A 25,690-nucleotide genomic window follows, 5' to 3' on the forward strand; every position below is an offset into this window, starting at 1 on the left:
GACGCAACCGCATCGAGCGGATACCAATGGCATTGCGAAGCATCGGCTTTCCGCGTGTCCGCGGCTATCGTTAACGCTGGCCACCGACCCCTATGGACGAAGGTTTTCGCTCTATGTACGACCCACTCGGGTTGTCGATCGGGACCACGAACCTGGTCGCTGCGCGTAATGGAAGCCCACCGGTTAGCCGCCGGTCCGTGCTTACCCTTTATCCGCACTGTGCACCGAAAATCGGTGCACCCGAAGAGAACCCGTACCTAGCCGAACCCGGCGTACCGATGAAGGGCTTTATCGAGCGCATCGGTGATTCCGTCGCGCTGGTGTCACCCGACGGTTCCGCGCACGATCCGGAACTGCTGACGGTGGAGGCGCTGGACGCGATGGTGCTTGCCGCGGGCGCGGATGCGGCGTGCTCGGAGATTTCCATCGCCGTGCCGGCGCACTGGAAACCCGCGACGGTGCAGGCGTTGCGGGACGCGCTGCGAACGCATCTGGGCTTCGTGCGCAGCGGTATGGCACCGCGGCTGGTCTCGGACGCGATCGCGTCGCTGACCGCGGTGAAGGCAGAACTCGGTCTGCCCGACGAGGGCGTGGTGGGGTTGCTCGACTTCGGCGGCAGCGGCGCGTCGGCCACCTTGGTCAACGTCGCGGGCGACTTCGAACTCGTCAGCGCCACATTGCGTTACGCGGCGCTGTCCGGCGACGAGATCGACCAGGAGTTGCAGCTGCGCGCCTTCGAGGAGCTGGGCCACGGCAGCGGCCTCGACCCGGCCAGCACCGCCGGCGTCGGACAGCTCGTCGAACTCAAGGAGCAATGCCGTGCGGGCAAGGAGCGGCTTTCGACCGAGATGGCCACCGAGATCACCGCGGTGCTGGGCGGGCGCAGCTGCAGCCTGACGTTGACGCAGGACGACCTCGAAGAGCTGATCCAGGACCGGCTGACCGGCTTCATCTACGCCTTCGACGACATGCTGGTGCGTTACCGCAAGAGCTGGTCGGACCTCGCGGCGGTGGTCACGGTGGGTGGGGGCGCGCGCATTCCGCTTGTCACCGAACGGCTTTCGATGCACGGTCGCACGCCGATCCTGACGCCGTCGCAACCGGCCCTGGCCGCGGCCAGCGGGGCGCTGATCCTGGCGTCGCGCGGCGGCGAGCTGGACCTGCGCACGCGGACGTCGATCGGGCTGCTCGCGTCGGCCGACGCGAGTGGTGACGTCGTCGACCTGGGGGCCGGCGACGTGCTGGTGATCGACGACGAGGCGCTGACCGATCGCGAATTGGCTTGGTCGCAGACCGAATACCCTGGCGACCTGCGGATGCGGTTCGGTGGTGAGACCTACGACGAGGACGGTCCGGCCGGTTGGTCGATGCGGCTCAATGTCATCCAACCGCCGCCGGAACGCCGGCCCTGGCTGCGTCTGCGGTTCTCCCAATTGATCATCGGCATGTCGGCCGTGGTCGCGATGACGGCGATCGGCGGGGTGGCCTACACGCTGACCGGGATCGAAAACCGGCCGGCACCGCCGCCGCCCTCCGTCGCCCCGCTGCCCGCGCCGCCGGCCAACTCGGTGGCGCCGCATCCGGTGGCACCGCCTCCGCCCACCGCGGTACCGGCGCCGCCACCGCCGCCCAGCGCGCAACCCGTTCCCAGCCCGGCGCCGCCGCCACCGCCGTCGCCGCCGCCGCCACCACCGCCGCCACCACCGGTGGTGGTCACCACCGCACCGCCGGCACCCGTCTACACGCCTCGGCACACGGCGCCGCCGACCACCGCGCCGCCGCAACCGACGATCACCACGACGGTTCCGCCGCCGCCGATGGAAACCACCACGCCACCGCCGCCACCACCGCCGCCGACCACCACCAGCACGACGGTGCCGATGACGACGGAGTGGATCCACGTTCCGCTGCTGCCGATACCGATCCCGGTGCCGGTCCCCCAGCAGCAGGCCCCATCGACACCGCAATACCCGCAATACCAGCCGTATCCGGGGAATCAGTATCCGGGGGGCCAGTATTCGCAGTACCCGGGGAGCTCGCAGAATCCGTTCCTCGGGCCGGGGTATTAGCGTCGTTCCTGCGTACGGACACCTCCTGCGCGGCCAGCCACACACGCGTAACGTTTAGGTCACCAAGTTCAGACGGGTTCATCCCGTCATGCCCTCGCGAAGGGCGTTGAAAAAGACCTTGGAGGCGTTACGTGGACATCGTGCTTGGGGTGTCGATGGCTCCCAGGACAGTCCGCCTGGTAGCCATCGAAGGCCAAAATGCTGACGGCGTGACCGTTGAACAAGAAGAGTTCGCGGTTGGGACCGCAGGGAATTCGGTCGATCAGGTGATCGACGCGATCATCGGCAGCCGTGAAGGCGTGTCGGAGGGCGGTCACCGGTTGACCTCGACCGGGGTCACCTGGAGCGACCCGACCGGCGTGGGGGCGCTTCGGGAGGCGATCGAAACCCACGAGCTGGACGGCGTGATGTTGGTCGCACCGTTGCTCGCGGCGGCCGCGCTGGCACAGACCGTTGGCTACGCCCTGGGTTACGAGCGCCTCGCGATGCTGTTCGTGGAGCCGTCGAACGCGACGCTGGCCGTGGTCGACGTCGCCGACGGCTCGATCGTCGACCTGCACCGGCGCCAGACCGGCGACGGTCGTGGGGGAGGCCTGGCGGCGGAACTGGCGACGATGGTCTCCGGTCTGGACGCCCGCGGCTCGCGGGCCGACGGTGTGTTTTTGATCGGCTGCGGAACCGACATCGTGGCGCTGAAGTCCACGCTCGAGGCGGCGACCTCACTTCCGGTCACCGGCCCGGAGGAGCCGGACATGGCGCTGGCCCGCGGAGCGGCGCTGGCTTCGGCGAACGCGCCGCTGTTCGCGTCGTCGACGGCGGCCCTGGCCTACGCGCTGGACCCGGGCACCGGGGAGCTGAGCCCGCCCGCGATCACCCCGACCTACCTGCACGCCTGGGACGACGCCGACTTCGCCACCGGCGCCCGGGCGTACAGCGCCGTGCCGGACGAGGACGAGAGGCCCCCGCGCCGGCCCTGGTCCATGCTGCTGGCCGGTAGCGCCCTGGCCGCCATCGTCGCCGCGATAGGCGGGGTGGTGCTGGTGACGTTGACGTCGGATCGCCCGGGGCCCGACGTGCGGCACAATTCGGGCGTCGGCGTCGCCACCCCGGGAATCCAGCTGCCGGCCCCGCCGCCGAGCAACCCGCCGCAGGCGCAGCCGCCGGCTCCGAGCCCGCGCCGCCGCCCGCACCCGCACCGAGCCCGTCGGAGGTGGCCGCACCGGCCCCCGCGCCGTCACCGGTGCAGCAGCCCGCTCCGCAGACCCAGGTCACCCAACCGCCGGCGGCCCCGGTGTATCGCGCCCCGGCCCGGCAGGCGCCGCAGTACGTGCCGCCGCCCGTCCGGCAGGCGCCCCCACCGGTCCAGGAGGCGGCGCCCCGCCGGCCGCGGCACCCGCACCCCCGCCGGCCGCGCCGGCGCCCGCACCCCCACCGGCCGCGCCGCAGCTGCCCCGGCAGCCACCGGTGACGATGTACCTGCACTTCCCGTTCGTCACGGTGCCGATTCCGATCAACCCGCCACCGCCGCCCGGCCAGTAAGCACGTGGCACACGCTGCCGACTGAGCGCACACTGGCGGATACGGCACGAGCGCCAAGGAGGACACGTGGGCGAGCACAGTGGATTCGGATTCGATCCCGACGAATTCGACCGGATGATCCGGGAGGGCAGCGAAGGGCTGCGCGACGTGTTCGAGCGGGTCAGCAAGTTCGTGGCCGCCCCCGGTGGCCGGACGGGCTGGTCCGCACTTTTCGAAGACCTGTCGCGGCGTCCGCGCAGTGCTCCGGAAACCGCCGGCGAAGCCGGTGAGGGGGTGTGGGCCATCTACACGGTGGAGGCCAACGGTGGTGCCCGCGTCGAACAGGTCTATGCGACCGAACTCGACGCCCTGCGGGCGAACAAGGACAACGTCGATCCCAAACGCAAGGTGCGCTTCCTGCCCTATGGCATCGCGGTCGGCGTCCTCGACGACGACGCCGAAGAGGTCCTCGACGACGGCGACATCGAAGGGCTTGCGTAGCAGCCGTTTTCGGCTCAGCCCTGCTGCACCACGTTCGAGCCGCCGGAGTTGCTGATCTTCGGCGCGCCGGAGTGGTAGGTGACCTTGTTGTCGAAGCCGGAGGCCTCGATGCTGTCGACGGCCTCGACGGTGATCGAATTCTGCACGCCGGACACTGACAGGCTGGTGCAATGCCCGGTGATCGTCACCGTGTTGGAAACCCCACTGACGCTGACGATGTTGTCGTTGCAGGTGATGGTCCGGTTCTCGTTGATGCCGGCGACGCTGAGCTCGGTGCCCGGCGGCGCGGCGGGTGAGGTCGACGGCGACGGTGACCTCCTGCGCGGGGTGGTGAGGCCGGGATTCGTCGAAATGCTCGGCGGGCTAGACGTTTTGGAGATGGTGGGCGGCGAGGCGATGATCGACTTCACGCCGGAGAGCTGGTGGGCGGCGAAGGCCGCGATGCCGCCCGCGAGGGCCAGTATGCCGATGACCACGATCGTGCCGAGGATCCACCAGGCGCGGTTGCCGGAGGGACGTTGCTGGGGCGGGCCACCGTAGGTCCACGGGGCCGACGGCGGGGGCTGGGGGCCCGCCGGGCCGGGCGGATAATTCTGGCCCGCTGGCTGGGAGCTGCCCTGTTCTGACGCCCGGGCCGTCTCGGCGAGCGGGCGCTCGAGTTCCCGGATCCGGTCTTCCGGGTCTTCGTTTGCTGCCATGCATTGAATATGCCATTTGCTTCTGCGTTTCCGGCCCGTTCGGTAGTTTTTACGATCGTGCCCGATTTGCCGAATCGCCAGGTCCTGTTGCGTCGCCGCCCGTCGGGGCTTGTCCAGCCGGACGACACGGAAATGGTCACCACGCCCGCGCCCGAACCCGCCGACGGCGAGGCGCTGTTGCGGACCACCTACGTCGGCATCGACGCTGCCGCCCGCACCTGGCTGGACGACCAGCCCAGCTACCTTCCGCCGGTGCAGTTGGGCGAGGTTATCCGCGCCGCCGGGATCGGCGAGGTGGTCGCGTCGCGGTGCGACGCCTATGCCGTCGGCGACGTCGTCACCACGCTGACCGGCTTCCAGGAATACGCGCTCATCCGCGACGACCTGTTCAGCACGCCCATCCCGGGCGAGGACGACCAGCTGGCCATCATGTCCGTGTACGGGCCGACCGGCGCCACCGCCTATTTCGGGATGACCGACATCGGCCGGCCGCAGCCCGGCGAAACGGTGGTGGTCTCGGCGGCGGCGGGTGCCACCGGATCGGTCGCCGGGCAGATCGCCAAGATCGCCGGCGCCCGCGTGGTGGGCATCGCGGGCGGCCCGGAGAAATGCCGGGCGGTGGTGGAGGACTTCGGGTTCGACGCGTGCATCGACTACAAGAACGAGGACGTCGCGGCGGCGCTGAAAAGGCATTGCCCGCAACGCGTCGACGTCTACTTCGACAACGTGGGCGGCCCCATCCTCAACGCCGTGCTTGGCCGGCTGGCCGCCCGCGCGCGCGTCGTCCTGTGCGGCGTCATCTCGAGCTACCTGACCGGGGACCATCCCGGGCCGGCCAACTACGTGAACCTGCTGTCCAAGACCGCGCTGATGCAGGGCTTCAACGCGCTCGATCAGTGGGGGCGCTTCGACGAGGCCTTCGCCGCGCTACGCCAGTGGGAGGCCGAAGGCCGACTTCACCACCGGCAGACCATCTTTGAGGGCATCGAGTCCTGTGTCGATGCCCTCAACGGCCTGTTCACCGGCGTCAACGTCGGCAAGACCCTGGTCAGGCTCAGCGAACCCAGCCCCCGCTAGCGGTAGCGGGTGGCGAGTTGGGGGCTTTGCGCGCCGAAGGCGGCGAGTTCTGCTTGGAAGACAGCGTCCAACAGGCTGGCGTCCTCGATGCCGGGGGCACAGACCGTTTCGCCCAACCGCAGGCCGTGCAGGCTGGCGGCGACGACGTCCTCGGCGCTCATCCGTGGCACCGCACTGAGGTCGATGTTCTGACGCTCGTGGAATTCGGTCGCCACCACCCCGGGGCACACCACCTGCACGACGACCCCTGTCCCTTCGAGCTCGGCGCTGAGCGTCTGCGACATCGCGACCAGGTAGGCCAATGTCCCGCCGTAGACGGCCCGCCGGGGCATCTGGGAATGCGGGGCGGGACCGCTGAACGCGATCATGCCCGCCATGTTGACGATCGCGCCCGCACCGCGCTCCAGCATCCCGGCGACCGCGGCGCGGGTGAGCATCGTGGGGGCGAGGACCTTCACGTTCACCAGTTCCATGGCCTTGCGCGCCGGCAGCTCCGCCAACGGCATGTAGTGGGCGACCCCGGCGTTGTTCACCAGCATCGTCAGCGGTTCGGCGGCGCAGATCTCGGCGACCCGTGCCACGCCATCGTGGGTAGCAAGATCCGCGGCCAGCGTGCGGATTCTCACGTCAGGGTGGGCGTCGGCGAACGCCGCCAAGCGATCCTCGCGCCTGCCCACGATCACCAAGTCGTAGCCCTCGGCGGCGAGGCGTTGCGCATATGCCTGGCCGATTCCCGATGTGGCCCCGGTGATGAGTGCGAGTTTGTCCATGGTCGAGTTTCCTTGTCAGAGAGCGGTTGTGGCGGGGGGCTACGGGTGGGTGGGAATGAGGATGGTCTTGCCGTGCAGGTTGCCGCTGTCGGAGTCGGCGTGCACGGCCGCGGCCTGCTCCAACGGGCGGCGGTGGGCGACCTCGATGCGCAGTTGCCCGTCATCGACGCGACTGACCAGCTCGGCGAGCTGGGCGGCGTCACTCCGGACGAAGACCCGCTGGCTGCGTACCCCCCGGTCCGGGTTCTGCGGCCCGAAAACCATGGTGCCGACGTGGAAACCGCCGTCGGCGACCACGCCGATCAGGGCTTCGGTTTGCTCGTCGGTGGTGCTGACCAGGTTGAGCACAACGTCGAACGGTGCACCCTCAACGTCGATCGGCGAAGACGTGTAGTCGATGTAGTCCACGATTCGATCCGCGCCCAAGGACCGCAGCCGCTCGGCATCGCGTTCCCTGGCCGTCGCGGTGACGACCGCTCCGGCCCGCTTGGCCAACTGAACCGCGTAGCCACCGACCGCACCGGCGGCGCCGTTGATCAGGATGGTCTGTCCGGCGGTTAAACCCGCGATCTCGAACAGCGCCTGCCACGCCGTCAGCGCGGCCTCCGGCAGCGCGGCCGCGTCGGCGAGGTCCACCGACCGTGGTGCGGGGGCCAGCGATTCGGCCGGCGCTATCGCGTACTGGGCGGCAGCGCCATCGGCATCCAGCGGCAAAAACGCCACCACGGCATCACCCACGTTCCAGTCCTGCACGCCCTCGCCGATTTCAGCGACGGTTCCGGCGACGTCCACACCGGGGATGTGCGGGAAGCCGATCTCGTACACCTGCGCCAGGTAACCGCCACGGATGCCGGCATCCACCGGGTTGAACGAGGTGGCGGCGACCTTTACCAGCACCTGGTGCGGGCCTGGCACGGGTCGGGGTGCCTCCTCGTACCGCAGAACGTCGCTACCGCCGTATTCGTGGTATCGCATGGCCTTCATAGTGTCCCTCCTCGGTCATTTGCTTCAATCTCGAAGCAGTTACACCGGCTGCAACCCGCTTCGACCTCGAAGCAATTCCCTGGCGCCCTGTGATGGTCGTCATACCGCTGAACGGTGGAGGGTCGCCGGCGTCAACGCCTTCAGGGGATGAGCAGCAGCGCGGTGGTGATGAGCATGACGGCGGCGGTGCCGCCGTGAATTCCCCAAGCAACCGACTTGGAGCCGCCGTTGCGCAGCACGATGGCCGCATCGGCGAGCGGAATGATGGTGGCGGCCAACATCACCCAGCCAACGAGGTGGGTCGCCCCCGAGGCCATCAGGATGATGACGAACAGTCCCGTGGCGATGTCGCGCACGCCCTTGACGCTCAGGTAGGCGCCCGAGCGCGGCTCGTTCAAAGTCGCCGGCACACCGTAGCCGGCGGCGGCGACGCGCGGCGCGACGAGGAAGCGTGCGCCGATGAAGATGATGGCCGCGGCGAGCAGTCCGGCGAGGACGTAGCCGACGGTGGTGGTGATCGTCATGTCGAGCGCTCCCTGGGTGTCGCTAACGAATGGGTGAAAACGGTGTCGGGTCAAGGAGTATCGATTCCACGTCGATGATGTCGTCGACGTCGAAGCCGGCCATGTCGGCGCCGAATTCCGCGCTGGCCATCACCCGGCGCGTCAGTTGTTCCGGGTCGGCATCTGCTGGATAGTCGACCAGCGCGACGAGTCGAGTGGCGGTGGCGCCCCCGTCCTGCTCGGTCCACACACCGTGGGTGGTGACTCCGAACGCCGGGAAGGTGTCCAGGTGACGGGCCCAGTGAACCGTCGCATACCGCCGCAGAGCTTCCGGTGATCGCAGGGTGTAGATCCTGAGCTGGAACATCAAAGTCCCTTTCCTCGAGTCGAATTCGGCTGGGAAATCGGTGTGGCTGCGTCAGATCGTCAACACCACGCACAGGGCGACCACAGCCAGACCTTGCAGTGCGGCGCGGGCGCCGATGACTGAGTCCCACTTCGCCTGCAGCGCAAGCCCATTCGGGAGCGTCTGACCCGCATCGGCGGCCGCTGTGAGTTGCCTGTTGATGGGTGCGCTTATCCGGGTGTAGAGCACGAGCCAGATCACCAGCAGGACCAGCGCGGTGCCCGCCGCGATCGCCTGCGCCCAGTGCCCGGTGAGCGCGGCCAGTGCCGCGCTCACCGCGGTGGCCACGACCCCGAGCACCCCAGGCACCGGCATGCGCCGGTCTCCGTATCGGTGCACGCGTCCCATGACCGCGACCAGGGCATCGTTGTCCACCGATGCCAGCGCCGGCCGCATGGCGATCGCGCAGAAAACGTCGGTGCCGTAAACCACCGCGGTGCCCAGCACCGCGACCAATGCGGCGGCGCGGGTGATGAGGTCCAAAAGCATGTCGTAACTCCCCTCGTTCGCAGGTGTTAGCAACGCTAACCCCAGAGCGGGTAAGGCGTCAATAGCAACGCTAGTTTTTCTAGCCGTGATAAGTTGGGGTATGTCCATTGAGGACCGCCGCGAACGCGATCGGGCCGCCCGCCGACGGCTGATCATCGGGACTGCCCGCCGGCTGGCCGAAGCCGAAGGCTGGGATGCCGTCACCACCCGCCGGCTGTCCACCGAAATCGAGTACAGCCAGCCGGTCTTGTACAAGCACTTCACCGGCATGGAACACATCGCGGACGCGGTAGCCCTCGACGGGTTCGCCGAACTCGCCGAGGCGATCCGGGCCGCCCACTCCGACACCGGCGCCGCCGGTGACACCCTGACCCGGATCGGCCGCGCCTACCTGGACTTTGCCCGCGACAACCCCGCGGTCTACGACGCGATGTTCACCCGCGCGACCAGTTTGCAATTCGCGGCCCAGGACACGCCTGCTCAGCTCTCGGCGGCCTTCGCCGCATTGCAACACGGGGTCGGCATGGTCGCCGGCGGACACGATGCCGACACGCTCACCGAGGTGTTCTGGGCCGCGCTGCACGGGCTGGTCACCCTCGGCCGTACCGGCCGGCTGCGTCCCTCGCACGAGTCGGACCGTCTCCGGCTGCTCGTCGACGAGTTCACCACCACACGGCGGACGAGCCGCTAGCCCGCCTCATTCTTTCGAGGTCTCGAGGCGGAAGCGCCGCTCCCATGAGAGCATTGCGTCGACGAATGACGAAGTCTCGCACGTCGTTTCGACCACGCGGGATCATCCGCCCGGCGCCGTTGCGGCCGCCGGGAATCGCTGCGACGTCGAAGCATTAGGATGGCCGCATGGCCGACGGCCTCAAGCCCGCGCAAATGCGCACGTACTTCGCCCTGACCGAGGCGGCCAGCTTGCTGCAGTACGCCGTGCGAGAGCAGTTGCAGGCCGAGGGTGCCCTCAGCTATGTCCAGTTCGAGGTCTTGGCCAAACTGGTCGACGCCGGCCGGCCGCTGACGATGACCGAACTGGCCGACGGTGTGGTCTACAGCCGCAGCGGCCTTACCCATCAGGCCGGGCTTTTGGAGAATGCAGGCCTGATCAGCCGCCAAATCAGCACTCATGACAAGCGCGCCACGGTGGTCGAGATCACCAAGGCGGGCCGAGCCCGTGTCGACAAAGTCCTCCCCGGTCACATCCAGATCGTGCGCGACCTGTTGTACGGGTCGCTTTCCGACCAGGACGTGATCACCCTCGGCGACCTCATGGCCCGTATCCGTGACCACATGCGTGACCGGCCACCCCGGTCGGCCGCGCCGCGTAACCGTCGCAAAGCTGCGATCAGAACAGCGCGCCCATGATGGCCGGCTCACACTCATAACCGTTGTGCGGGCCACTCTTTCGACGCGGCCCGTTGCCCGCGCTCTACGCCTCGCCGAGAACCCGGTGCAGCGCCTTGCGCGCATCGGTCAGCGCCTCGAGCACCTTGGTCCGGGTCTCGGCGAGCTGCTGCTTCTGCTCGTCGGTGCCCGTCCATGCGATGGTGCGGGCCAACCCGGCGATCTCGAAGAACTCCTTGCGGATCTTGAGAACGTCACCGAACTTCGCCGCCCGGCCCAGGAACGCGTGCGCGGTCTCGCTACTGATTCCGCGCCAGGCCAACAGGTTTCGGCCGAGCTCGGTTAGCGTCGCCACGCCGCCGTCGACGGTGACCACACCGCGGCCGGCGAGAATGCCGATCGCCAGCTCGGCCACGTCCTGCGGCGGGGTGAACGCGCCGCCGGTCGCGTCGGACACCCGCTGCACCACCTGAGCGGCGTCCGCCGGCCCGTCCAACAGCAATGCCGCGGTGACGAATGCCGCGCGCTTGAGCCCGTGACGACCCTTCTTGCCGAAGGGTGCGAAGCCGGGACCGCCCGCACCCGGGTCACCGAAGCCCGGGCCGCCAAAGCCCGGACCGCCGAAACCGGGTGCACCGAAGCCGGGGCCGCCAAAGCCGGGACCACCGAAACCCGGTCCACCGAAACCACCGAAGAATCCATGAGACATGGTTGTTTTCCTTTCTCGAACCATCAACCTCCTTGATACCAGCGCGGCGGAGGATGTCAACGTGGTTGATGGTTAGCGCTGGAAATCCCAGGAAATCGTGGCCGCGGCTGCTATCGTCGCTTGCTTATGCCAGCGGAATGGCGGCGATGGAGCGGTGCGCGGGTCGCGACCGGGAACGCCGCGCGCGGGGCGCGACCGCGGGATGCGGGCCACCCCACCGCGTGGTTTCATAACACCGTTTGCGAGAGTTGCCTGGGGAGATCTCGCCGAGCTTGACGAGCCGGCTTTGAACGATTGGTGGTTTAGATGGATCGTCGCAGCATGATGTTGATCTCGGGCCTCGGCATGATCGGGGCTGCGATGCGCCTGCCGGGTGCCTGGGCCACCCCGGCGGGCCCGTCGGTTCCGGCCGCGCCGTCTGCAGGGGGTGGCGGCTACATCTTCGCCGACGAGTTCGACGGGCCCGCGGGCTCGGCGCCCGATCCGGGCAAGTGGACGATCCAGACCTGGCAGGACGACGTGTTCCCGCCGGTCGCGGGGATATACCGCGACGACCGCCGAAACGTGTTCCAGGACGGGAACTCCAACCTTGTGTTGCGGGCCACCCAGGAGGGGGACACCTACTACGGTGCCAAACTGCGGGGCAACTTCCGCAGCATGATCAATCAGACCTGGGAAGCGCGGATCAAGCTGAACTGTCTGGACCCGGGCCTGTGGTCCGCGTTCTGGGGTGTCAACGAGGATCCGCTGCCAGACGGCGAGGTGGACCTCTTCGAGTGGTACGGCAACGGCTCGTGGCCTCCGGGAACCACGGTGCACGCCGCGTCGAACGGGAAGACCTGGGAAGGCAAGTCCATCCCCGGCATGGTCGACGGCAACTGGCACACCTGGCGAATGCATTGGGGCGAAGAGGGTTTCGAGTTCGCGCGGGACGGGGCCGAGTACTTCAAGGTGCCCAATAAGCCCATCCACGTCCATGGCGGCGCTCCCGACGACTTCCGGTGGCCGTTCAACAATCCCGGGTACTGGATGACGCCCATGTTCACCCTCGCCGTCGGCGGGGTGGGTGCCGGCGATCCTGCCGCGGCGACCTACCCCGCGGACATGCTCGTCGACTGGATCCACATCTGGTAGAGCGGGGCTATCGCTCCGCTTTGAGCACCTGGACCAGGTTGAACTGCCAGCGCTCCACCAGCCGGAAGCCGAGGTCGTGCGGCACCGCGAAGGCGGTGCTCGCCCAATAGACCGGGCCGGGGGGCAGCGCCGTGCCCTGTTCGTGTGCCGGCTGGGACGGGTCGGCCTGGGTGATGATCCAGACGACGCCGCACTGGCTCAGCGGCCGGGCCACCACCTCCGGGATGAGGTTGGTGTCGAACACGTCGTTGCGGTCGGTCGCCTTCTGCCACAGCGTGAGGTCGACCAGCTTGCGGTAGGCGTCCGGGCGGGCCGCCAGCAGCGGGCGCATGGGCGCCGGCATGAACGTCACCGTGTCGTTCACCAGTAGGCAGTCACCCGGCGCCGCCTTCGCGGTGATCAGGTCGGCGACCTGGCTGTAATCCATCCCGTATTTCGCGTACGGGTTACGTTGCACCCGAACGTAATTGGGCGCGGCAGCCACCGCGAAAAGAGCGACGATCGCCGTGGCCACCCACGGTTTGGCGGCCACCGCGCCGGCGCAGACACCGAGGATCAACGCCAGCGCAGGTGCGGTGAAACACAGGTAGCGCGGCGTGTAGATCGGGTGAACCAGCGCCGAATACGTCACGATCGCGGCCGTCGGCGCCGCGAGCCACCCGGTCGCGAGCACCAGCAGCGGGCGCTGCGACTCCGCCAGGCGCGCGGGCCCGCTGAGCCACAACACGATTGCCGCGCCGATCAGCAACGCCGACAGCACGGCGAACGGCGGGCACCGTTCGAAATACTGCTGCATCAGCACGTCTTCGATGGTGCGGTGGCCGATGGGTGCGACCCAACTGATCTGGTGCGCCTGCCCGGCGACCGTCATCAGAAACGGCATCAGCGCGCCCACGGCCGCGGCCGACGCAATCACGAAGCCCAGCACCGCCGTTCGGCTCCGGTAAAAGACGCCGACGAACACCGCATACGCCGCCAGCAGCAGCGCGAGGTAGGCGTCCAGCACGATCGAGCAGGCCAACGCGACGGCATAGGACAGCCATAGCCAACCGGTGTCACGGCGCGCGGCATAGACGAGCAGGACGGTAAGCCACACGGCGGCCATCATCGACAGGGCATAGGGGCGGGCCTCGATACCCGCCCACGTGGCCCGCGGCAGGATCGCGCAGAACGCTCCGGAGGCCACCGCGACGGTGCGGGACGAGAACTGCTTGCCCAGCACGACGACGCCGGCCGCAGCACCCCCGACCGCCAGCGCGCTGGGCGCGCGCGACCAGAACTCGGTGGGCGGGAAAACCTGGAACCAGCCGTGCATGAGCAGGTAGTACAAGCCGTGCACGGCGTCGACGTTGCCCAGCATGTGACACATCTGGGCCAGCGACCGGCTGTAGGCGGCCGAGATGGTCGCGGCCTCGTCGTACCAGAAGGAGGGTCGGGCGGCGCCGGCCATGCTCACCGCGGCGGCGGCGAGCGCAACGATCACCGGGTCCAGCGCGGCCGGTACCGCCGGCCGGCGAGCGCCCCGCACGCCACGGCGACGCCGCCCCGCCTCGGTGGTTCCGATGCTCACCGAACCGCCCGGGACGTCGCGGTTTGGCTGAACACACCGCTATGTTGCCAGAAGCCAACCGGGCCGCTCAGCGGGCTCAACCCGCCGGGTATTCGAACGTATGATCGATCAATGGGACCGCTCGCGTCGATCGGGTACAACGGCCAGCCGGTCCGCAGCCCGTTCCGGGTGGTGCGTCCGGCGGTCGCGGTGCTGGTCGACCTGACGGTGCTCTTCCCGCGCGAGCCGCACCGCTCGGGGCGATATCAGCCCAACGGTCTGCAGCTGCACAAGGTCGTCGAGGGGTGGCTGAGCTGCTGGGCCCTGTGCGAGCAGGGCGACTGGTGGGGGCTGGTGACCTATCCCGTCGCGTACGGCTCCAAGCGCAGGACCGTGACGCACTGGGTGCCCGCGTGGACGCTGCGCCGCAAAGGCTGACCGGTCCGTTCGACCGCTGCATGAGCGGCACGTCAATGCGATGATTGCTGCCCGTGGACGCAAGTTGGGCCTCGGTGCTGAGCAAGCTCATCGCGTTGGCGGCGGTCATCGCGCTGTCACCGATCACGGTCATCCCCGCCGTACTGGTGTTGCACGCGCCCCGGCCGCGCCCGGCCAGCCTCTCCTTTCTGGGCGGCTGGCTGCTGGGCCTGGTCGCCCTCACCACCGCGTTTGTCAGCGGCTCGGAGTTGCTCAGTGGCTTCCACGCGACGCCGCCGAAATGGGCGGGCTGGGTGCGGCTCGCGTTCGGCGTGGCGCTCCTCGCGCTGGCGGCCTACCACTGGTTCACCCGGCATCGGCAGCGCAGCATGCCACGCTGGATGCGTTCGTTCTCCACGCTCTCGCCGGGGCGCGCCGGGGTGATGGGGGCGGTGCTGGTGCCGCTGCGCCCCGAGGTGCTGATCCTGTGCGCCGCCGCCGGCCTGGCCGTCGGCAACAGCAGCCTGGGCACCGGCGCTCAGGCCGTCGCGGTCGCGATCTTCGTCGTGCTCGCCGCATCGACGGTCGCGATCCCGATCTTGGCCTACGTCGGCGCCGGGGACCGTTTCGACGATGCCCTGGAACGTCTCAAGGCCTGGATGGATGCGAACCACGACGCGATGATGGCCGTCATCCTGTTCCTGATCGGGTTGATAGTGCTCTACAACGGAATTCGCACGCTGGCCTGAATCGGTTCGGCGCGTTTCAGCGTGGTGCCGGCGCGGCAATGGAAGGATCCCGCCCATGGCAGGAAGCTGGGGGACGGTGCTGACCGGGCTCGTTCCGCTTGGACTGGTCATCTCCCTCTCGCCGCTCACGGTCATCCCGGCGGTGCTGGTGCTGCAGGCGCCGCGGCCGCGGCCGAGCGGTCTGGCGTTCCTGGCCGGCTGGGCGCTCACCCTCGCCGCGCTGACCGCGCTCTCCGTCGCGGCCTCCCACCTGCTCGGCGGCCTGGACAAGGCGCCGCCGCGGTGGTCGTCGTGGCTGCGCGTGGTGCTGGGGTCCGCGCTGATCGGGTACGGCATCTACAAGTGGCTGAAGCGGCACGGCCAGGCGGAGTCTCCCGCTTGGATGCGCTCGTTCGCCAGCATCAGCCCGGCCCGGGCCGGGATCATGGGTGCGGTGCTGGCCGTGGTGCGGCCGGATGTGGTGCTCATCTGCATCCCGGCGGGATTGGGCATCGGCACCGCCGGGCTCGGCCTCGTCGGTGACTGGGTCGCCGCCGCGTTCTTCGTCGCCATCGCGGCGTCCAGCGTCGCGATCCCGATACTGGCCTACGCGGCGGCCGGCAGCCGCCTCGACGACACGTTGGCGCGGCTCAAGGACTGGATGGACCGCAACAACGCCGCCCTACTCGCGGCGGTCTTGGTGCTGATCGGTGCGATGGTGCTCTACCACGGGATTCAGGCCCTGTAGCCGCCGTCGGCCAGCCCGGCGTCCGCCTCGAGCCGGTTCACCGCGCCAAAGACCAACTCGCGGAACAACTCCCGGCCATACCCCGCGAGCATGCCGACATAGCCCCGGTCCGCCCATTGCGCGGCGTGCCGCTCTTCGTGGTGCAGCACCCGGTCCAGGTCGAGGCGGCTCGCGCGGGGCGTGCCGTTGCCGTCGAGATACCAGGCACGCCCGGACGAGACGATCTGGCACAGTAACCCGGCGGGGTCGGTGACCTTGCCCGCGTTGACCATGAAGAGGTCGCCCCACGTAGTGCCGCCGCGCCGGCTGAACAGCCGCTGGACCAAGTTGCCGCCCACGCCCATGAGCATGCCGTTGGGGGTGGTGACCAGCCGCCCTCCGTTGCGGTGCACGAAGGCGACGTCGTGGGTGTAGCTCCAGCGATTTGCGTTCTGGCGGGCCATGATTCGCGTGACCTCTGGGGCGCCGTACGGGGTGACCGGAAAGTCGGTGGCCCGCCCGCCAGCCTTGCCGTAGCCGGTGCCCGCGTTGAGGATGTAGGTCATCAGCGCGGCGGCCCGCGCCCGCGCGCCGTCGGCGTAGGCGGGGATCAGGAAGAACGATTTGCCCTCTGGGTCGCTGAGTTCGGGCATGTTCGTGAGGACCCCGAAGCGCGTGGCGGTGACGTCGTGCCGGCGGGCGATCTCGGCGACGACGTGCGCGGCCACGCCGCGGCGTTCGGCGTTCTCCCGCCACCTCATGCAATAGCCGTGTGCGTCCATGTCTTCGGACCAATTTAGGGTGTAGCGAATGAACAGGGGGCCCTGGCAACGCGCGCGCGGCATCAAACAGATCACCCGGGGACTGGGCACCCTGGACCGGGAACTGTTTGACGCCATCGCCGAGACGGACACCCCGCTACTGGACACGGTCATGCCGCCGCTGACCCGGGCCGCCGACCATTCCAAGCTGTGGCTGGGCCTCGGCGCGGCGCTGCTCGCCACCGGCAGGCAGAGCGCGCAGCGCGGCGCGACCCGCGGGCTGGCGACCCTGGGAGTCACCAGCCTGGTCACCAACCAGGTCGCCAAGCGGATCCGCCGCCGGCCACGTCCCGGCTACGACCTGGTGCCCTTGGTCCGCCAGGTCCGCCGCCGCCCGACGTCGAACTCGCTGCCGTCGGGACACTCCGCGAGCGCGGCCGCGTTCGCCATCGGGGTGGGGCTGGAGAATCCGCCGCTGGGCTTCGGGCTGGCGCTGCTGGCCGGGCTGGTGGGTCTGTCGCGGGTGGCGACGGGCGCGCACTACCCCGGTGACGTCATCGCCGGGTTCGGCATCGGCTCGGGCCTGGCCGTGCTGGGCGGGCGGCTCGTCCCGCCGATCGTCGAAACCGCCCTTCCGCAAACGGAACCGCTGCGCGTGCCCGCGCCGCAGCGGCCCGACGGCGCCGGAGTGGTCCTGGTCATCAACCCGGAATCGGGCAGCGGCACCGGGGCGCGAGTGGTCGACGAGGTGCGCTCCGAGCTGCCGAAGGTCGACATCCGCGAACTGGGCCCCGACGACGATCCGGTGCAGGTGCTGCGCGACGCGGCCGAACGGGCCGAGGTGCTGGCGGTGGGCGGCGGTGACGGCACCGTCGCGGCCGCCGCCGGGGTGGCCGTCGAGGCGAGGCTTCCCTTGGCGGTGTTTCCCGCCGGGACGTTCAACCACTTCGCCAAGGACATCGGCTGTGACACCGTGGCCAAGACGGTCGACGCGATCCGGCGCGGCCATGTGGCATGCGTGGACCTGGTGTGCCTCAACGAAACTCAGATGGTCCTCAACACCGCCAGCATCGGCGCCTACCCGGCCTTCGTGCAGCACCGCGAGAAGCTGGAGAAGCGCATCGGCAAGCCGCTGGCCGGTCTCTACGCGATGCTGCACACGCTGCGTAAGGACCAGCCGGTGCGCATCCGCTACGACAACAAGACGCTGCTGACATCGCTGTTCTTCCTTGGCAATTCGCTGTACCTGCCGACCGGGTTCGCGCCGGCGCGCCGGACCCGGATGGACGACGGCCTGATCGATGTGCGCATCCTCGAGACCGGCCGCCACTGGGCCAGGACCAGGATCCTGACCGCCCTGGCCCTGGGCCGGCTGGAGCGCAGCCCGCTCTATCACGAGTTACAGGTGCCGGAATTCAGCTTCAGCGCGGTCGACGGTCCCACGGTCGTCGCCTGCGACGGCGAGGTCGGCGACGAATACGACAAGGCCAGCTTCAGCGCGAAATACCGGGTCCTTTCGGTGTTTCGCCCGCTTCCCGACCAACGCTGACCCCCTCGGTGAGGTCGCGCACCCGCGCGTAGCGCGCCGGCACCTCGGGCGCGGGGTCGGCGGTGTATTCGTCCGTCGGCGGCGGATTCCACGCGGGCGGCCGCGCCGCTCCGCTCAGCGCCCACGCCGCCTGCCGCGCCGCGCCCAGCGCGACGTACTGCGCCGGCGCCGGTGCCAACACCGGCATGCCGAAGACCGTAGGCGCGATCGCGCGCAGGGCCCGGGACTGTGCGCCGCCGCCGACCAGCAGGATGCGCCGCGCGACGACGCCGTGCGCCGCCAGATGCGCGACGCCGTCCGCGAGCGAGCACAGCAGTCCCTCCACGGCGGCCCGGGCCAGGTTGGCCGGGGTCGCATTGGCCACGCGCAGGCCGTGCAGTGCACCGGTTGCGTTGGGCCGGTTGGGAGTTCGTTCACCCTCCAGATACGGAACCAGTACCAGCCCCGCGCTGCCCGGCGGCGCCGACAGCGCGAGCCGGGACAGCTCGTCCTGGTCGACTTGTAGCATCGCCGCGGCGGCCTGAAGCACCCGCGCGCCGTTGAGGGTGCACACCAGGGGGAGATAGCGGCCGGTGCCGTCGGCGAATCCGGCGACGAATCCCGCGTCGTCGCGGACCGGATCCGCGGTGACGGCGGCCACCACCCCCGAGGTCCCGATCGAGACGATCACGTCGCCCTCGTCGGCGCCCAAGCCCAGCGCCGCGGCGGCGTTGTCACCCAGTCCAGCACCGAATACTGTTGTGCCACAATGCGTTCGGCCCGACGGGTGCAGCACGGTCGGCAGGTGAGGGCGACGCCCGCGCAGCGCCAGTTCCAGCAGATCGACACGGTAGGCGCCCGTCGCGGCGTCGTAGTAGCCGGTGCCGCTGGCGTCGCTGCGGTCGGTGGTCAGCGCCGCGACGTCCGTCTCGCCGCGCAGCCGCCAGGTCAGCCAATCGTGCGGCAGGCACACCGCCGCGGTGCGGTCAGCGTGGCGTGGCTCGTGGTCGGCCAGCCAGCGCAGTTTCGCCACCGTGATCGCGGCCAGCGGCACCACGCCGACGGCCCGGGCCCAGGCCCCAGCGCCGCCCAGCTCGTCGACGAGTGCGCGCGCGGCGTCGGCCGATCGCACGTCGTTCCACAGCAGCGCGGGGCGCACCACCTGTCCGGCCGCGTCCAGGCACACCATGCCGTGCTGTTGTGCGCCGACGGCGATCGCGTCGACGCCGTCCAGCCCGCCCGCCTTGGCGATCGCTTCTCGAGCGGCGATTTCCCATGCGGCCGGGTCGATCTCGGTGCCGGGCGGGTGATCGGCGTGTCCCTCGCGCACCACCCGGCCCGTGGCGGCATCGCACACCAGCACCTTGCAGGACTGGGTCGAGGAGTCGATGCCGGCGACCAGGGTCATGATCCGCCGGCCCCGAGCAGCGCCCGAAGCGTTGCGCGCGCACCGTGCCGGTGCAGCGAATCCAGCGCACACAGGTAGGCCTCGCGGAACCGCTCGTCGTCGACGAGGTCACCGAATACCGAACGGTTGGCCAGGAATGCGACCGGGTCATCGCGCTGCGAGCGGGCGAGCGGGACCAGGGTGTCGGCGAGCCGGTCCACCACCTGGATCGGTTGGCCCTCTTCGTCGACGCCCTCGGCGTAGCGGGCCCAGCTCGCGACGATCGCCGCGGACAGCCGCACCGGGCCGCCGCAGCGCAGGTTGTCGCGCACCACGGGCAACAACCACTTCGGGATGCGGTCCGAGGATTCGGCGCACAACCTGGCCACGGTGTCGCGGATGTAGGCGTTGGCGAAGCGCGGCAGCAGCGCGCCCCGGAATTCGTCCAGCCCCGGGACGCGCTGCAGCGTCGGTGTGGCCTCCGAATCCATGTAGCGGGCAAGGAAATCGGCGATCAACGGATCCCGGGCGGCGTCATGCACCAGCCGGTAGCCGCAGAGGTACGCGAAATAGCACAGGCCCTGATGCCCGGCGTTGAGCAACCGCAACTTCATCGCCTCATACGGCGCCACGTCGTCGACGAGTTGCACCCCGGCTCGGTCCAGCGGTGGTCGCCCGTCGGCGAAGTTGTCCTCGATCACCCACATGGCGAAGGGTTCCGCGATCACGGGCCAGGCGTCGGCCACCCCGAACTCGGAGTCCAGCCGCGTCAGCACGTCGGGCGTGGTGACCGGTGTGATCCGGTCGACCATCGAATTGGGAAACGTGGTCTTCTCGCGCATCCATTGCGCGAGTCCGGGATTGATGCGCTCGGCGTACGACGTGAAGACGCGCCGAGCCACGTCGCCGTTCCCGGCGATGTTGTCGCAGGAGACGATCGTGGGGGAGGGCAGGCCGCGCTCGCGGCGCCGGTTGCACGCCTCGGTCACCAACCCGAACACCGCGCTGAGCGGTGGTTGATAGCCGCCCTCGGTGATGGTGAGCGAGATGATGCGGGTGGCCGGATCCGCCAGCAGCGCGATCACCGATTCGGGATCGTCAGGCGCATAACGGTAGTCGACGATGGAGCCGATCACCCGCGGTTGCCGGGTGCCGTCGGGGTGCGCGAGGATCAGCGTGTACAGGTGGTCCTGGCCGCGCAGCGCGTCGCGCATGCGCTCATCGTTCGGCAGCACACCGATTCCGCAGATCCCGAAGTCGCGGGCCAGCCCGTCGCTCAGCAGCCGGTCGATGTACATGGCCTGGTGCGAACGGTGGAAGCCACCCACACCGAAATGCGCTATGCCGATGCCGATTTGGCTGCGGTCATACGTCGGGACCGGGATCTCGAGGCCGGCCAGGTTCCGTGCGTTCAGCTTCACTCGAGTGTCACCTTAGCGCTGGCCGCGCAGCGCGGGGGTCAAGCCGCCATCAGGCGTTGGGGCACAGATCGCGCAGCGCGAAGATCACCACGTCGGCGGCCTGCCGGCCGTTGATCCCGCCGGTGCCCTGGTCGGCGTCGGAGCGTTGCAGCGCCAAACCCTCCAGCTGTTGCGGTGAGGCGCCCCACGACAGCTGCTGGCACAGGTCCGCGCCCATCTGCAACAACTCCGGGTCGCCGCCGTTGACGGCGTGGATCCCGGCGCCGTGCAGGTCGTTGAGGAAGGCGGCCTGGTCGGCCCGCGCCGGGCCGGCGCAGAGGACCCCGGCGAACAGAAGTGGGCCGCTCGCCAGCGCCGCGCCCATGAACCGGCCAAATAGCCTGCCTGCCGCCATCCAACCTTCTCCTTATGTCTGTGCCCGATGCCGATGATGCACTTTTACACAAAAGTGCGACGACCCGCTGCGCAAACAATTCCGGAGAGTGAATAGTCGGCGAAGAACCGTTGCCGGATACGCCACGACCTGCCCGGCGGCGCGCGCCGACCCCACCCCGGACCGTCAGGCCGGCGAAGTGGGAAAGGTCAGGTCACGCGCCGGGGCAGAGATCACGTTCGGCGTAGCCGACGATGTCGTTGGCCTGCTGCGGAGACAGCCCGCCGGCGCCCTGCCGCTCGTCGGAGCGTTGCAGCGCCAAGCCCTCGAGCTGGGATTCGGGAGCGCCCCACGACAGCTGCTGGCACACGTTCAGCCCGGCCTGCAGCAGCGCCGCGTCGCCGCCGGAGACGGCGTGGATCCCGTCCCTGTGCATGTCGTTGAGGAAACCGGCCGCGTCCGCCTGCGCGGGGCCCGCCCAGATCAGGCCGGCCAGAAGTGGGCCACCGAGGAGGGCAGAACCGACGAACCCGGTGGCGAAACGACGTGATGACATAGCCCCTTCTCCTCTTGGCGTCAACAGTTCTAATCTCGATGTTAACTTCTACGTAACCTTGATAGCAGTAACTGTTCACCAACAGTTCCCTGTGAATGACCTGCGGAAAAATAAACTCCGTGAGCGTGAAAGTCGGTTTCCGACCAGGTCGCCGATCTGGTCGTCATGCCGGCCGGCGACCGCTGCGTCAACATGACGGGCGCCGCGCCACGATCGACGGCGGGATGGTCCCCACCCCGCGACCGGCGTTCGCCCGCGCATTCGTGCAGGTTGATCGGTGTCCGTGGGCCCCGCGCGGGTTCGTGACACCGTTGTGACGTCACCATTTGGAAACGGCGCGGTGCGGCGTGGCGCGTGTCGCGCCTCGCCTGCTGACAATTGGCGCGGTCGTGAAAGCGGCCTCGGTACGGCTAGGCGGGCCTGCTGCACCACACGGGAAATAGCTGAGCGTGAATAAAGGAGAGTTGGCGCTGATGGCGATCGTCGATCGGTTCAACATCAAAGTAGTTGCCGGCGCTGGGTTGTGCGGAGCTGCTATCGCGTTGAGCCCCGACGCGGCGGCCGCCCCGCTGATTACGGGCGGCCACGCGTGCATCGAGGGGCAGTCGGGCGAGGTGGCGCCCGCCGCGGGGCCGGGTGCAGCCGCCGGCACGGTGGCCGCGGGCGCGCCGGCCGCCGGGGGCATGTGCGCGGCGCCCATGACCGACATGTCCGGTGTGCCAATGGCTGTGCCGGGGCCGCTGCCGATCGGTGCGCCGCTGCCGATCGTGCCGCCGCTGCCCCTCGCGCCGCCGGTCCCCCTGGTGCCGCCGGTGCCGGTGGTTCCGGCCGGTGCGCCGCTGATCGCGCTTGGCGGGCCGCTGGCCGGCGCTCCGTTGGAGGCGGCCGCCCCGATCATCGACATGTCCGGGGTGAAGGACGCGCCGACCGGCCCGGCGCCGAGCGGCGGGCCGGTGGACGGTCAGCCGGTTCGCCCCGGCCCCTCGGGCGCGAGCTGAGGCCGAATCGGTCTCCACTGAACGGGCCGGGCCCGCTGGTTTATCACCAGCGGGCCCGTTCCGTTTGTGGGCCATCGCGGCAGCCGGCGCCCTTCGGGTGTTCCCGTGCATGCGTGCGTACCCAGCGTCGCTGACAAGCCCACGCCCTCAAGACAATTGAAGCTCCGCACCCGGCGTGCGCCTGGGTGCGGAGCTTCGTGAAATGCCGGACTATTCCTGGACGATCACCGGGTCGCCGACGTGGACGTGGTCGTAGTACCACTCGGCGTCATCGGGGCTCAGGCTGATGCAGCCGTGGCTGACGTTCTCCAACCCCAGGGCGGGGACGGCCCACGGGGCCGAATGCACGAACAGTCCGCGGCTGGTGATACGGACGGCGTAATTGACCGTCAGCAGGTAACCGTTGGGGTCGTCGACCGGGATGCCGACGCTGCTCGAATCCATCGTCACCGCTTCTTCTTTGGACAGGACGGTGTATGAGCCGACGGGCGTCGGGTATTCCGGCCTGCCCATCGACGCGGGCATCACGCCCTGCTCACCAAAGTGCGGCCGGTGGTGCGGCGCCGGCAGTGAGGTCGGCGGTCCTGCTTCGGCGCCGTCGATGCTCACGGTGAAGGTGTGTTCGGAGATGCTGGCCACGCCGATCACGGCGGGACCCGTCTTGATCTCCGCGGACGCGCCGCCCACGGTCAACGCAATGGTGCTGTGCGCCGGCCAGTATCGGTCTGGAACCCATTGGACGACCTTGTTGTCCAGCCATTCGAACTTGCCGGTCATCGCGGGCGTCGACTTGACGTCGACGGCACGTTCGGCCGCCCGCCGGTCCGCTGAGTTGGTAACGGGCGCAGTGAATTTCACCTGGATGGGGTGCGCCACCCCGACCACTTCGTCGCGGCCCGGCGAGATCGACGCTATCGCGAACCCATGCGACTGGTTCGCCGCGGCCAGGCTCACGCCGGCCGGCGTCGCGACGACACTCGCAGCGGCTCCGATCACCGCAAGAACACACCGAACACCCGTCCGCATGGCCCCGATTCCTTTTAACTGACATAGTTGCAATAGGGATGATAAATGTGCGCTGACCTGCGGAAGCGTAAGGGCGCGTTGATATTTGGACACGCGAAGGTCACGGTTTGGCCAAGGGAGGTTTGGTCCGGGGTCCCGATCGGGGCGGCGTGACCAGGCGCAGAGGACCCCCGGCGACTGCGCCAGCGTTACGGGCCGGCCGAAGGGAATCGTCATCGTGTTGTGACCGGGCCGTGACGCGCCCGCCGGCCGCGAACCCTTCTCCGCGGGGCCCGCGGGCGCCGTTTCTCAGCCGTGCGTCAGTGGATGCGCGCGCTGCCGCCGAGGCCGATCTCGAGCACGCTCCCGGTGATCACCCCGGGGTCGGTGACCAGATACACCACGCCGCGGCTGACGTCCTCGGGCTGCAGCCAGGGCTGGGGGATGGGGTTGGCCTTGGTCATCCGGCGCACGAGGTCGTCGGGGACGTCATCGCTTCCGGTGGGTTGCACCATCGGTGTCTGGGTGGTGGTCGGGCAGACCACGTTGATGGTGATGCCCTCCTTGGCGACCTCCAGGGCGGCGGACTTCGCCAGGCCGATGACGCCCCACTTGGTGGCGTTGTACGCGGCCAGCTCGGGGATGCCCATCCGGCCGCCCATCGAGGAGGTCACCACGATCCTGCCGAACCGCTGCTGCCGCATCACCGGGATGGCGGCCCGCAGGACGTGAAACGCGCCGGTCAGGTTCGTGTCGATAAGCTGCTGCCACACCACGTCGCTGACGTCTTCCAGCAGCCCGGTGCTGACGATCCCGGCGTTGGCCACCACGACGTCGAGGCTGCCCATGTCGGCGACGGTCTGCGCGATGGCGGCGCTGACGGCGGCCGAATCGCGCACGTCCAGGGTGAGCGGCAGGCAACGCCGCCCCAGCTCTTCGACCAGCTTGGTCGTTTCGTGGAGGTCGTCCTCGGTGCCCAGCGGATAGGTCAGGTCCGTCATCGCCTGCGGGGCGTCGGCCACCACGATGTCGGCTCCCTCGCCCGCCAGCGCCAGCGCATGCGAGCGGCCCTGCCCTCGAGCTCCACCGGTGATAAAGGCCACGCGTCCGTCCAAGGCACCCATGGGGTAAAGCTACCAGCGGGTTAGCCGCTTGCCGGTGCGCCGGGTGGGGTTATGAAACCGATTGCTGCGGCTCAGGTTTCGGAGCCGGCTCGGGCAGCGGGCCGGGAGTAGAAGTGGAGCCGATGACGGGAATCGAACCCGCGTATTCAGCTTGGGAAGTATTTTCGGCGTGCGAACATGTGAGCGATAGCCGCTGGTAGGAGTACTGCTCAGCAACTCCGAAACCTGCCTTTACCAGCGGATCAGTCGGCTTTGGCTACGGCTAGGGGCCGCGTCCGGTCCGCCTACAGTTCGCCCTAAGGGACCGTTAGGGGACCGTGCAGCCTACTTGCCGGGCTTCCGCTTGGGTGCGGCCGTGCTCTTCGCGCTCCGCCCGGTATGTCGCTGACGCGGCCCCGGCCTACCGGAGTGCGGGTGACACGCGCCGCACCAGGAGCGGCCGATACGGGTGTGGAAGGGGCAGCACCGAGTGCGACCGCGAAGGGCCGCGCGCGACGCCAGGCGGAGGCCTTGGCCAAACTCACCGTGGAGGACGCCGAGAAGCGGTTGGTGCTGGACTGGACACAGCCGCTACGCCACGCGACGTTGTACAAAGCCGTCTACCGCCCGGCTGTGCTGCGCGCCAACAGGCTCACTCCGAGCGTGAAGCTGTCACCGGCGCAGTCGTTCCATTCGCTGCGGCACACGTATGCGAGCTTGTGCCTGGCGGCGGGCATTCGGCCCATCGACATCGCGGAACTGATGGGGCACCGGGACGTGAAGACCACGCTCACCGTCTACGCGCACCTGATCAACACCGACGACCACACCGGCAACATGGCCGCGCTCGGCACCCTGGCGGCGCCAAGTCCTGCGTATATCGGAAATGTTGTGGCCCTACGCAGCTGATTTCAGTCCTTACTGAAGTAATT

The 25,690-nt window shown here is 69.1% G+C and carries 27 protein-coding genes and 1 pseudogene; 13 read left to right on the plus strand and 15 right to left on the minus strand.

The genetic code is table 11. The features are described 5' to 3' along the window. Positions 1-113 precede the first annotated feature (113 nt). From B9D87_RS21245 to B9D87_RS21260, 3 genes and pseudogenes are all read left to right on the plus strand, one after another. Complete coding sequence (locus B9D87_RS21245; RefSeq protein ID WP_040629388.1) at positions 114-2,069, plus strand: Hsp70 family protein; 1,956 nt, start codon at positions 114-116, stop codon at positions 2,067-2,069. Between the two features lie 155 nt (positions 2,070-2,224). Then, positions 2,225-2,827, plus strand: a pseudogene (locus tag B9D87_RS27955) (DUF7159 family protein); the annotation flags it as partial. Positions 2,828-3,722: 895 nt separating this feature from the next. Then, entirely contained in the window at positions 3,723-4,088 is a 366-nt protein-coding gene (locus B9D87_RS21260; protein ID WP_282575178.1) for an Rv0313 family protein, read from the plus strand. Between the two features lie 14 nt (positions 4,089-4,102). Here B9D87_RS21260 and B9D87_RS21265 read toward each other — a convergent pair whose 3' ends face one another. After that, positions 4,103-4,786, minus strand: a complete 684-nt coding sequence (locus tag B9D87_RS21265) for a DUF3060 domain-containing protein (protein ID WP_007768781.1) — start codon at positions 4,784-4,786, stop codon at positions 4,103-4,105. A 57-nt stretch (positions 4,787-4,843) separates the two neighbouring features. Here B9D87_RS21265 and B9D87_RS21270 point away from each other — a divergent pair, with 57 nt between their 5' ends. Then, positions 4,844-5,863 carry an NADP-dependent oxidoreductase gene (locus tag B9D87_RS21270; RefSeq protein ID WP_007768778.1) on the plus strand — a complete coding sequence of 340 codons (1,020 nt, stop codon included), beginning with the start codon at positions 4,844-4,846 and terminating at the stop codon, positions 5,861-5,863. Here the strand turns inward: B9D87_RS21270 and B9D87_RS21275 are convergent. The 5 genes from B9D87_RS21275 to B9D87_RS21295 form a co-directional block, all read right to left on the minus strand. After that, a complete protein-coding gene (locus B9D87_RS21275; protein WP_007768775.1) occupies positions 5,860-6,633 on the minus strand; it encodes an SDR family NAD(P)-dependent oxidoreductase in 774 nt (257 codons plus the stop codon). The genes B9D87_RS21270 and B9D87_RS21275 overlap by 4 nt on opposite strands. Positions 6,634-6,672: 39 nt before the next feature. Then, the gene (locus tag B9D87_RS21280) at positions 6,673-7,617 is read right to left on the minus strand and encodes an NADP-dependent oxidoreductase (protein ID WP_007768772.1); all 945 of its coding nucleotides are present in this window, start codon (positions 7,615-7,617) and stop codon (positions 6,673-6,675) included. 140 nt (positions 7,618-7,757) lie between these two features. After that, positions 7,758-8,141 carry a DUF4267 domain-containing protein gene (locus tag B9D87_RS21285; RefSeq protein ID WP_007768769.1) on the minus strand — a complete coding sequence of 128 codons (384 nt, stop codon included), beginning with the start codon at positions 8,139-8,141 and terminating at the stop codon, positions 7,758-7,760. A 22-nt stretch (positions 8,142-8,163) separates the two neighbouring features. After that, positions 8,164-8,487, minus strand: coding sequence for an NIPSNAP family protein (locus tag B9D87_RS21290; protein WP_007768766.1), 324 nt, complete (start codon positions 8,485-8,487; stop codon positions 8,164-8,166). A gap of 51 nt (positions 8,488-8,538) precedes the next feature. Beyond that, positions 8,539-9,015: a DUF1772 domain-containing protein gene (locus B9D87_RS21295; protein ID WP_007768764.1), complete on the minus strand. Its 477-nt coding sequence runs from the start codon at positions 9,013-9,015 to the stop codon at positions 8,539-8,541. Positions 9,016-9,115: 100 nt separating this feature from the next. Between B9D87_RS21295 and B9D87_RS21300 the strand changes: the two genes are divergently transcribed. Together B9D87_RS21300 and B9D87_RS21305 are read left to right on the plus strand one after the other, a co-directional pair. Next, positions 9,116-9,706 (plus strand): TetR/AcrR family transcriptional regulator, encoded by a 591-nt coding sequence (locus B9D87_RS21300; protein WP_007768762.1) that lies wholly within the window; start codon positions 9,116-9,118, stop codon positions 9,704-9,706. Between the two features lie 167 nt (positions 9,707-9,873). Beyond that, positions 9,874-10,383 (plus strand): MarR family winged helix-turn-helix transcriptional regulator, encoded by a 510-nt coding sequence (locus B9D87_RS21305; protein WP_007768760.1) that lies wholly within the window; start codon positions 9,874-9,876, stop codon positions 10,381-10,383. 64 nt (positions 10,384-10,447) lie between these two features. Here B9D87_RS21305 and B9D87_RS21310 read toward each other — a convergent pair whose 3' ends face one another. Further along, positions 10,448-11,071 (minus strand): hypothetical protein, encoded by a 624-nt coding sequence (locus tag B9D87_RS21310; protein WP_007768756.1) that lies wholly within the window; start codon positions 11,069-11,071, stop codon positions 10,448-10,450. A gap of 306 nt (positions 11,072-11,377) precedes the next feature. Here B9D87_RS21310 and B9D87_RS21315 point away from each other — a divergent pair, with 306 nt between their 5' ends. Next, a complete protein-coding gene (locus B9D87_RS21315) occupies positions 11,378-12,205 on the plus strand; it encodes a glycoside hydrolase family 16 protein (RefSeq protein WP_040629381.1) in 828 nt (275 codons plus the stop codon). Positions 12,206-12,212: 7 nt separating this feature from the next. Here the strand turns inward: B9D87_RS21315 and B9D87_RS21320 are convergent, their stop codons facing one another. Further along, positions 12,213-13,655 (minus strand): glycosyltransferase family 39 protein, encoded by a 1,443-nt coding sequence (locus B9D87_RS21320; RefSeq protein WP_238553386.1) that lies wholly within the window; start codon positions 13,653-13,655, stop codon positions 12,213-12,215. A 231-nt stretch (positions 13,656-13,886) separates the two neighbouring features. Between B9D87_RS21320 and B9D87_RS21325 the strand changes: the two genes are divergently transcribed. The 3 genes from B9D87_RS21325 (at position 13,887) to B9D87_RS21335 (ending at position 15,647) form a co-directional block, all read left to right on the plus strand. Further along, a complete protein-coding gene (locus tag B9D87_RS21325; protein ID WP_007768747.1) occupies positions 13,887-14,192 on the plus strand; it encodes a hypothetical protein in 306 nt (101 codons plus the stop codon). A 74-nt stretch (positions 14,193-14,266) separates the two neighbouring features. After that, the gene (locus B9D87_RS21330) at positions 14,267-14,920 is read left to right on the plus strand and encodes a GAP family protein (RefSeq protein WP_174320882.1); all 654 of its coding nucleotides are present in this window, start codon (positions 14,267-14,269) and stop codon (positions 14,918-14,920) included. 55 nt (positions 14,921-14,975) lie between these two features. Then, positions 14,976-15,647, plus strand: coding sequence for a GAP family protein (locus B9D87_RS21335; RefSeq protein ID WP_007768743.1), 672 nt, complete (start codon positions 14,976-14,978; stop codon positions 15,645-15,647). Here the strand turns inward: B9D87_RS21335 and B9D87_RS21340 are convergent. After that, entirely contained in the window at positions 15,635-16,408 is a 774-nt protein-coding gene (locus B9D87_RS21340; RefSeq protein ID WP_040629378.1) for a hypothetical protein, read from the minus strand. The genes B9D87_RS21335 and B9D87_RS21340 overlap by 13 nt on opposite strands. Positions 16,409-16,436: 28 nt before the next feature. On the opposite strand from B9D87_RS21340, the gene B9D87_RS21345 reads away from it, so the two are divergent. Then, positions 16,437-17,936 (plus strand): bifunctional phosphatase PAP2/diacylglycerol kinase family protein, encoded by a 1,500-nt coding sequence (locus B9D87_RS21345; protein ID WP_007768741.1) that lies wholly within the window; start codon positions 16,437-16,439, stop codon positions 17,934-17,936. On the opposite strand, the gene B9D87_RS21350 is transcribed toward B9D87_RS21345, so the two are convergent. The 4 genes from B9D87_RS21350 to B9D87_RS21365 all read right to left on the minus strand — a co-directional run bounded on the left by B9D87_RS21350 (position 17,881) and on the right by B9D87_RS21365 (position 21,652). Continuing rightward, entirely contained in the window at positions 17,881-19,323 is a 1,443-nt protein-coding gene (locus B9D87_RS21350; protein ID WP_007768739.1) for a xylulokinase, read from the minus strand. The two genes, B9D87_RS21345 and B9D87_RS21350, sit on opposite strands and share 56 nt — an antisense overlap. Then, positions 19,320-20,723 carry a mannitol dehydrogenase family protein gene (locus tag B9D87_RS21355; RefSeq protein ID WP_007768737.1) on the minus strand — a complete coding sequence of 468 codons (1,404 nt, stop codon included), beginning with the start codon at positions 20,721-20,723 and terminating at the stop codon, positions 19,320-19,322. Before B9D87_RS21355 ends, B9D87_RS21350 begins: the two co-directional genes overlap by 4 nt. Before the next feature lie 49 nt (positions 20,724-20,772). After that, positions 20,773-21,117, minus strand: a complete 345-nt coding sequence (locus B9D87_RS21360) for a DUF732 domain-containing protein (protein WP_007768734.1) — start codon at positions 21,115-21,117, stop codon at positions 20,773-20,775. Between the two features lie 193 nt (positions 21,118-21,310). Beyond that, the gene (locus B9D87_RS21365) at positions 21,311-21,652 is read right to left on the minus strand and encodes a DUF732 domain-containing protein (protein ID WP_007768731.1); all 342 of its coding nucleotides are present in this window, start codon (positions 21,650-21,652) and stop codon (positions 21,311-21,313) included. Between the two features lie 464 nt (positions 21,653-22,116). Here B9D87_RS21365 and B9D87_RS21375 point away from each other — a divergent pair, with 464 nt between their 5' ends. Then, positions 22,117-22,650, plus strand: a complete 534-nt coding sequence (locus tag B9D87_RS21375) for a hypothetical protein (protein ID WP_007768729.1) — start codon at positions 22,117-22,119, stop codon at positions 22,648-22,650. 210 nt (positions 22,651-22,860) lie between these two features. Here B9D87_RS21375 and B9D87_RS21380 read toward each other — a convergent pair whose 3' ends face one another. Together B9D87_RS21380 and B9D87_RS21385 are read right to left on the minus strand one after the other, a co-directional pair. Beyond that, the gene (locus B9D87_RS21380; RefSeq protein ID WP_007768727.1) at positions 22,861-23,676 is read right to left on the minus strand and encodes a L,D-transpeptidase; all 816 of its coding nucleotides are present in this window, start codon (positions 23,674-23,676) and stop codon (positions 22,861-22,863) included. A gap of 299 nt (positions 23,677-23,975) precedes the next feature. Continuing rightward, a complete protein-coding gene (locus B9D87_RS21385) occupies positions 23,976-24,779 on the minus strand; it encodes a mycofactocin-coupled SDR family oxidoreductase (RefSeq protein WP_007768725.1) in 804 nt (267 codons plus the stop codon). A 510-nt stretch (positions 24,780-25,289) separates the two neighbouring features. On the opposite strand from B9D87_RS21385, the gene B9D87_RS21390 reads away from it, so the two are divergent. Then, the gene (locus B9D87_RS21390; protein ID WP_007768722.1) at positions 25,290-25,667 is read left to right on the plus strand and encodes a tyrosine-type recombinase/integrase; all 378 of its coding nucleotides are present in this window, start codon (positions 25,290-25,292) and stop codon (positions 25,665-25,667) included. Positions 25,668-25,690 lie beyond the last annotated feature (23 nt).

Source organism: Mycobacterium colombiense CECT 3035 (assembly GCF_002105755.1).
In the GTDB taxonomy this organism is placed as follows: domain Bacteria; phylum Actinomycetota; class Actinomycetes; order Mycobacteriales; family Mycobacteriaceae; genus Mycobacterium; species Mycobacterium colombiense.

Bases quoted from the DNA above. Each gene is read 5' to 3' on its own strand.
- B9D87_RS21365 (WP_007768731.1), bottom strand. From the start codon at position 21,652: ATGTCATCACGTCGTTTCGCCACCGGGTTCGTCGGTTCTGCCCTCCTC.
- B9D87_RS21290 (WP_007768766.1), bottom strand. From the start codon at position 8,487: ATGTTCCAGCTCAGGATCTACACCCTGCGATCACCGGAAGCTCTGCGG.
- B9D87_RS21300 (WP_007768762.1), top strand. From the start codon at position 9,116: ATGTCCATTGAGGACCGCCGCGAACGCGATCGGGCCGCCCGCCGACGG.
- B9D87_RS21335 (WP_007768743.1), top strand. From the start codon at position 14,976: ATGGCAGGAAGCTGGGGGACGGTGCTGACCGGGCTCGTTCCGCTTGGA.
- B9D87_RS21260 (WP_282575178.1), top strand. From the start codon at position 3,723: ATGATCCGGGAGGGCAGCGAAGGGCTGCGCGACGTGTTCGAGCGGGTC.
- B9D87_RS21265 (WP_007768781.1), bottom strand. From the start codon at position 4,786: ATGGCAGCAAACGAAGACCCGGAAGACCGGATCCGGGAACTCGAGCGC.
- B9D87_RS21275 (WP_007768775.1), bottom strand. From the start codon at position 6,633: ATGGACAAACTCGCACTCATCACCGGGGCCACATCGGGAATCGGCCAG.
- B9D87_RS21310 (WP_007768756.1), bottom strand. From the start codon at position 11,071: ATGTCTCATGGATTCTTCGGTGGTTTCGGTGGACCGGGTTTCGGTGGT.
- B9D87_RS21380 (WP_007768727.1), bottom strand. From the start codon at position 23,676: ATGCGGACGGGTGTTCGGTGTGTTCTTGCGGTGATCGGAGCCGCTGCG.
- B9D87_RS21315 (WP_040629381.1), top strand. From the start codon at position 11,378: ATGGATCGTCGCAGCATGATGTTGATCTCGGGCCTCGGCATGATCGGG.
- B9D87_RS21285 (WP_007768769.1), bottom strand. From the start codon at position 8,141: ATGACGATCACCACCACCGTCGGCTACGTCCTCGCCGGACTGCTCGCC.
- B9D87_RS21295 (WP_007768764.1), bottom strand. From the start codon at position 9,015: ATGCTTTTGGACCTCATCACCCGCGCCGCCGCATTGGTCGCGGTGCTG.
- B9D87_RS21280 (WP_007768772.1), bottom strand. From the start codon at position 7,617: ATGAAGGCCATGCGATACCACGAATACGGCGGTAGCGACGTTCTGCGG.
- B9D87_RS21350 (WP_007768739.1), bottom strand. From the start codon at position 19,323: ATGACCCTGGTCGCCGGCATCGACTCCTCGACCCAGTCCTGCAAGGTG.
- B9D87_RS21345 (WP_007768741.1), top strand. From the start codon at position 16,437: ATGAACAGGGGGCCCTGGCAACGCGCGCGCGGCATCAAACAGATCACC.
- B9D87_RS21245 (WP_040629388.1), top strand. From the start codon at position 114: ATGTACGACCCACTCGGGTTGTCGATCGGGACCACGAACCTGGTCGCT.
- B9D87_RS21340 (WP_040629378.1), bottom strand. From the start codon at position 16,408: ATGGACGCACACGGCTATTGCATGAGGTGGCGGGAGAACGCCGAACGC.
- B9D87_RS21305 (WP_007768760.1), top strand. From the start codon at position 9,874: ATGGCCGACGGCCTCAAGCCCGCGCAAATGCGCACGTACTTCGCCCTG.
- B9D87_RS21360 (WP_007768734.1), bottom strand. From the start codon at position 21,117: ATGGCGGCAGGCAGGCTATTTGGCCGGTTCATGGGCGCGGCGCTGGCG.
- B9D87_RS21385 (WP_007768725.1), bottom strand. From the start codon at position 24,779: ATGGGTGCCTTGGACGGACGCGTGGCCTTTATCACCGGTGGAGCTCGA.
- B9D87_RS21320 (WP_238553386.1), bottom strand. From the start codon at position 13,655: ATGGCCGGCGCCGCCCGACCCTCCTTCTGGTACGACGAGGCCGCGACC.
- B9D87_RS21325 (WP_007768747.1), top strand. From the start codon at position 13,887: ATGGGACCGCTCGCGTCGATCGGGTACAACGGCCAGCCGGTCCGCAGC.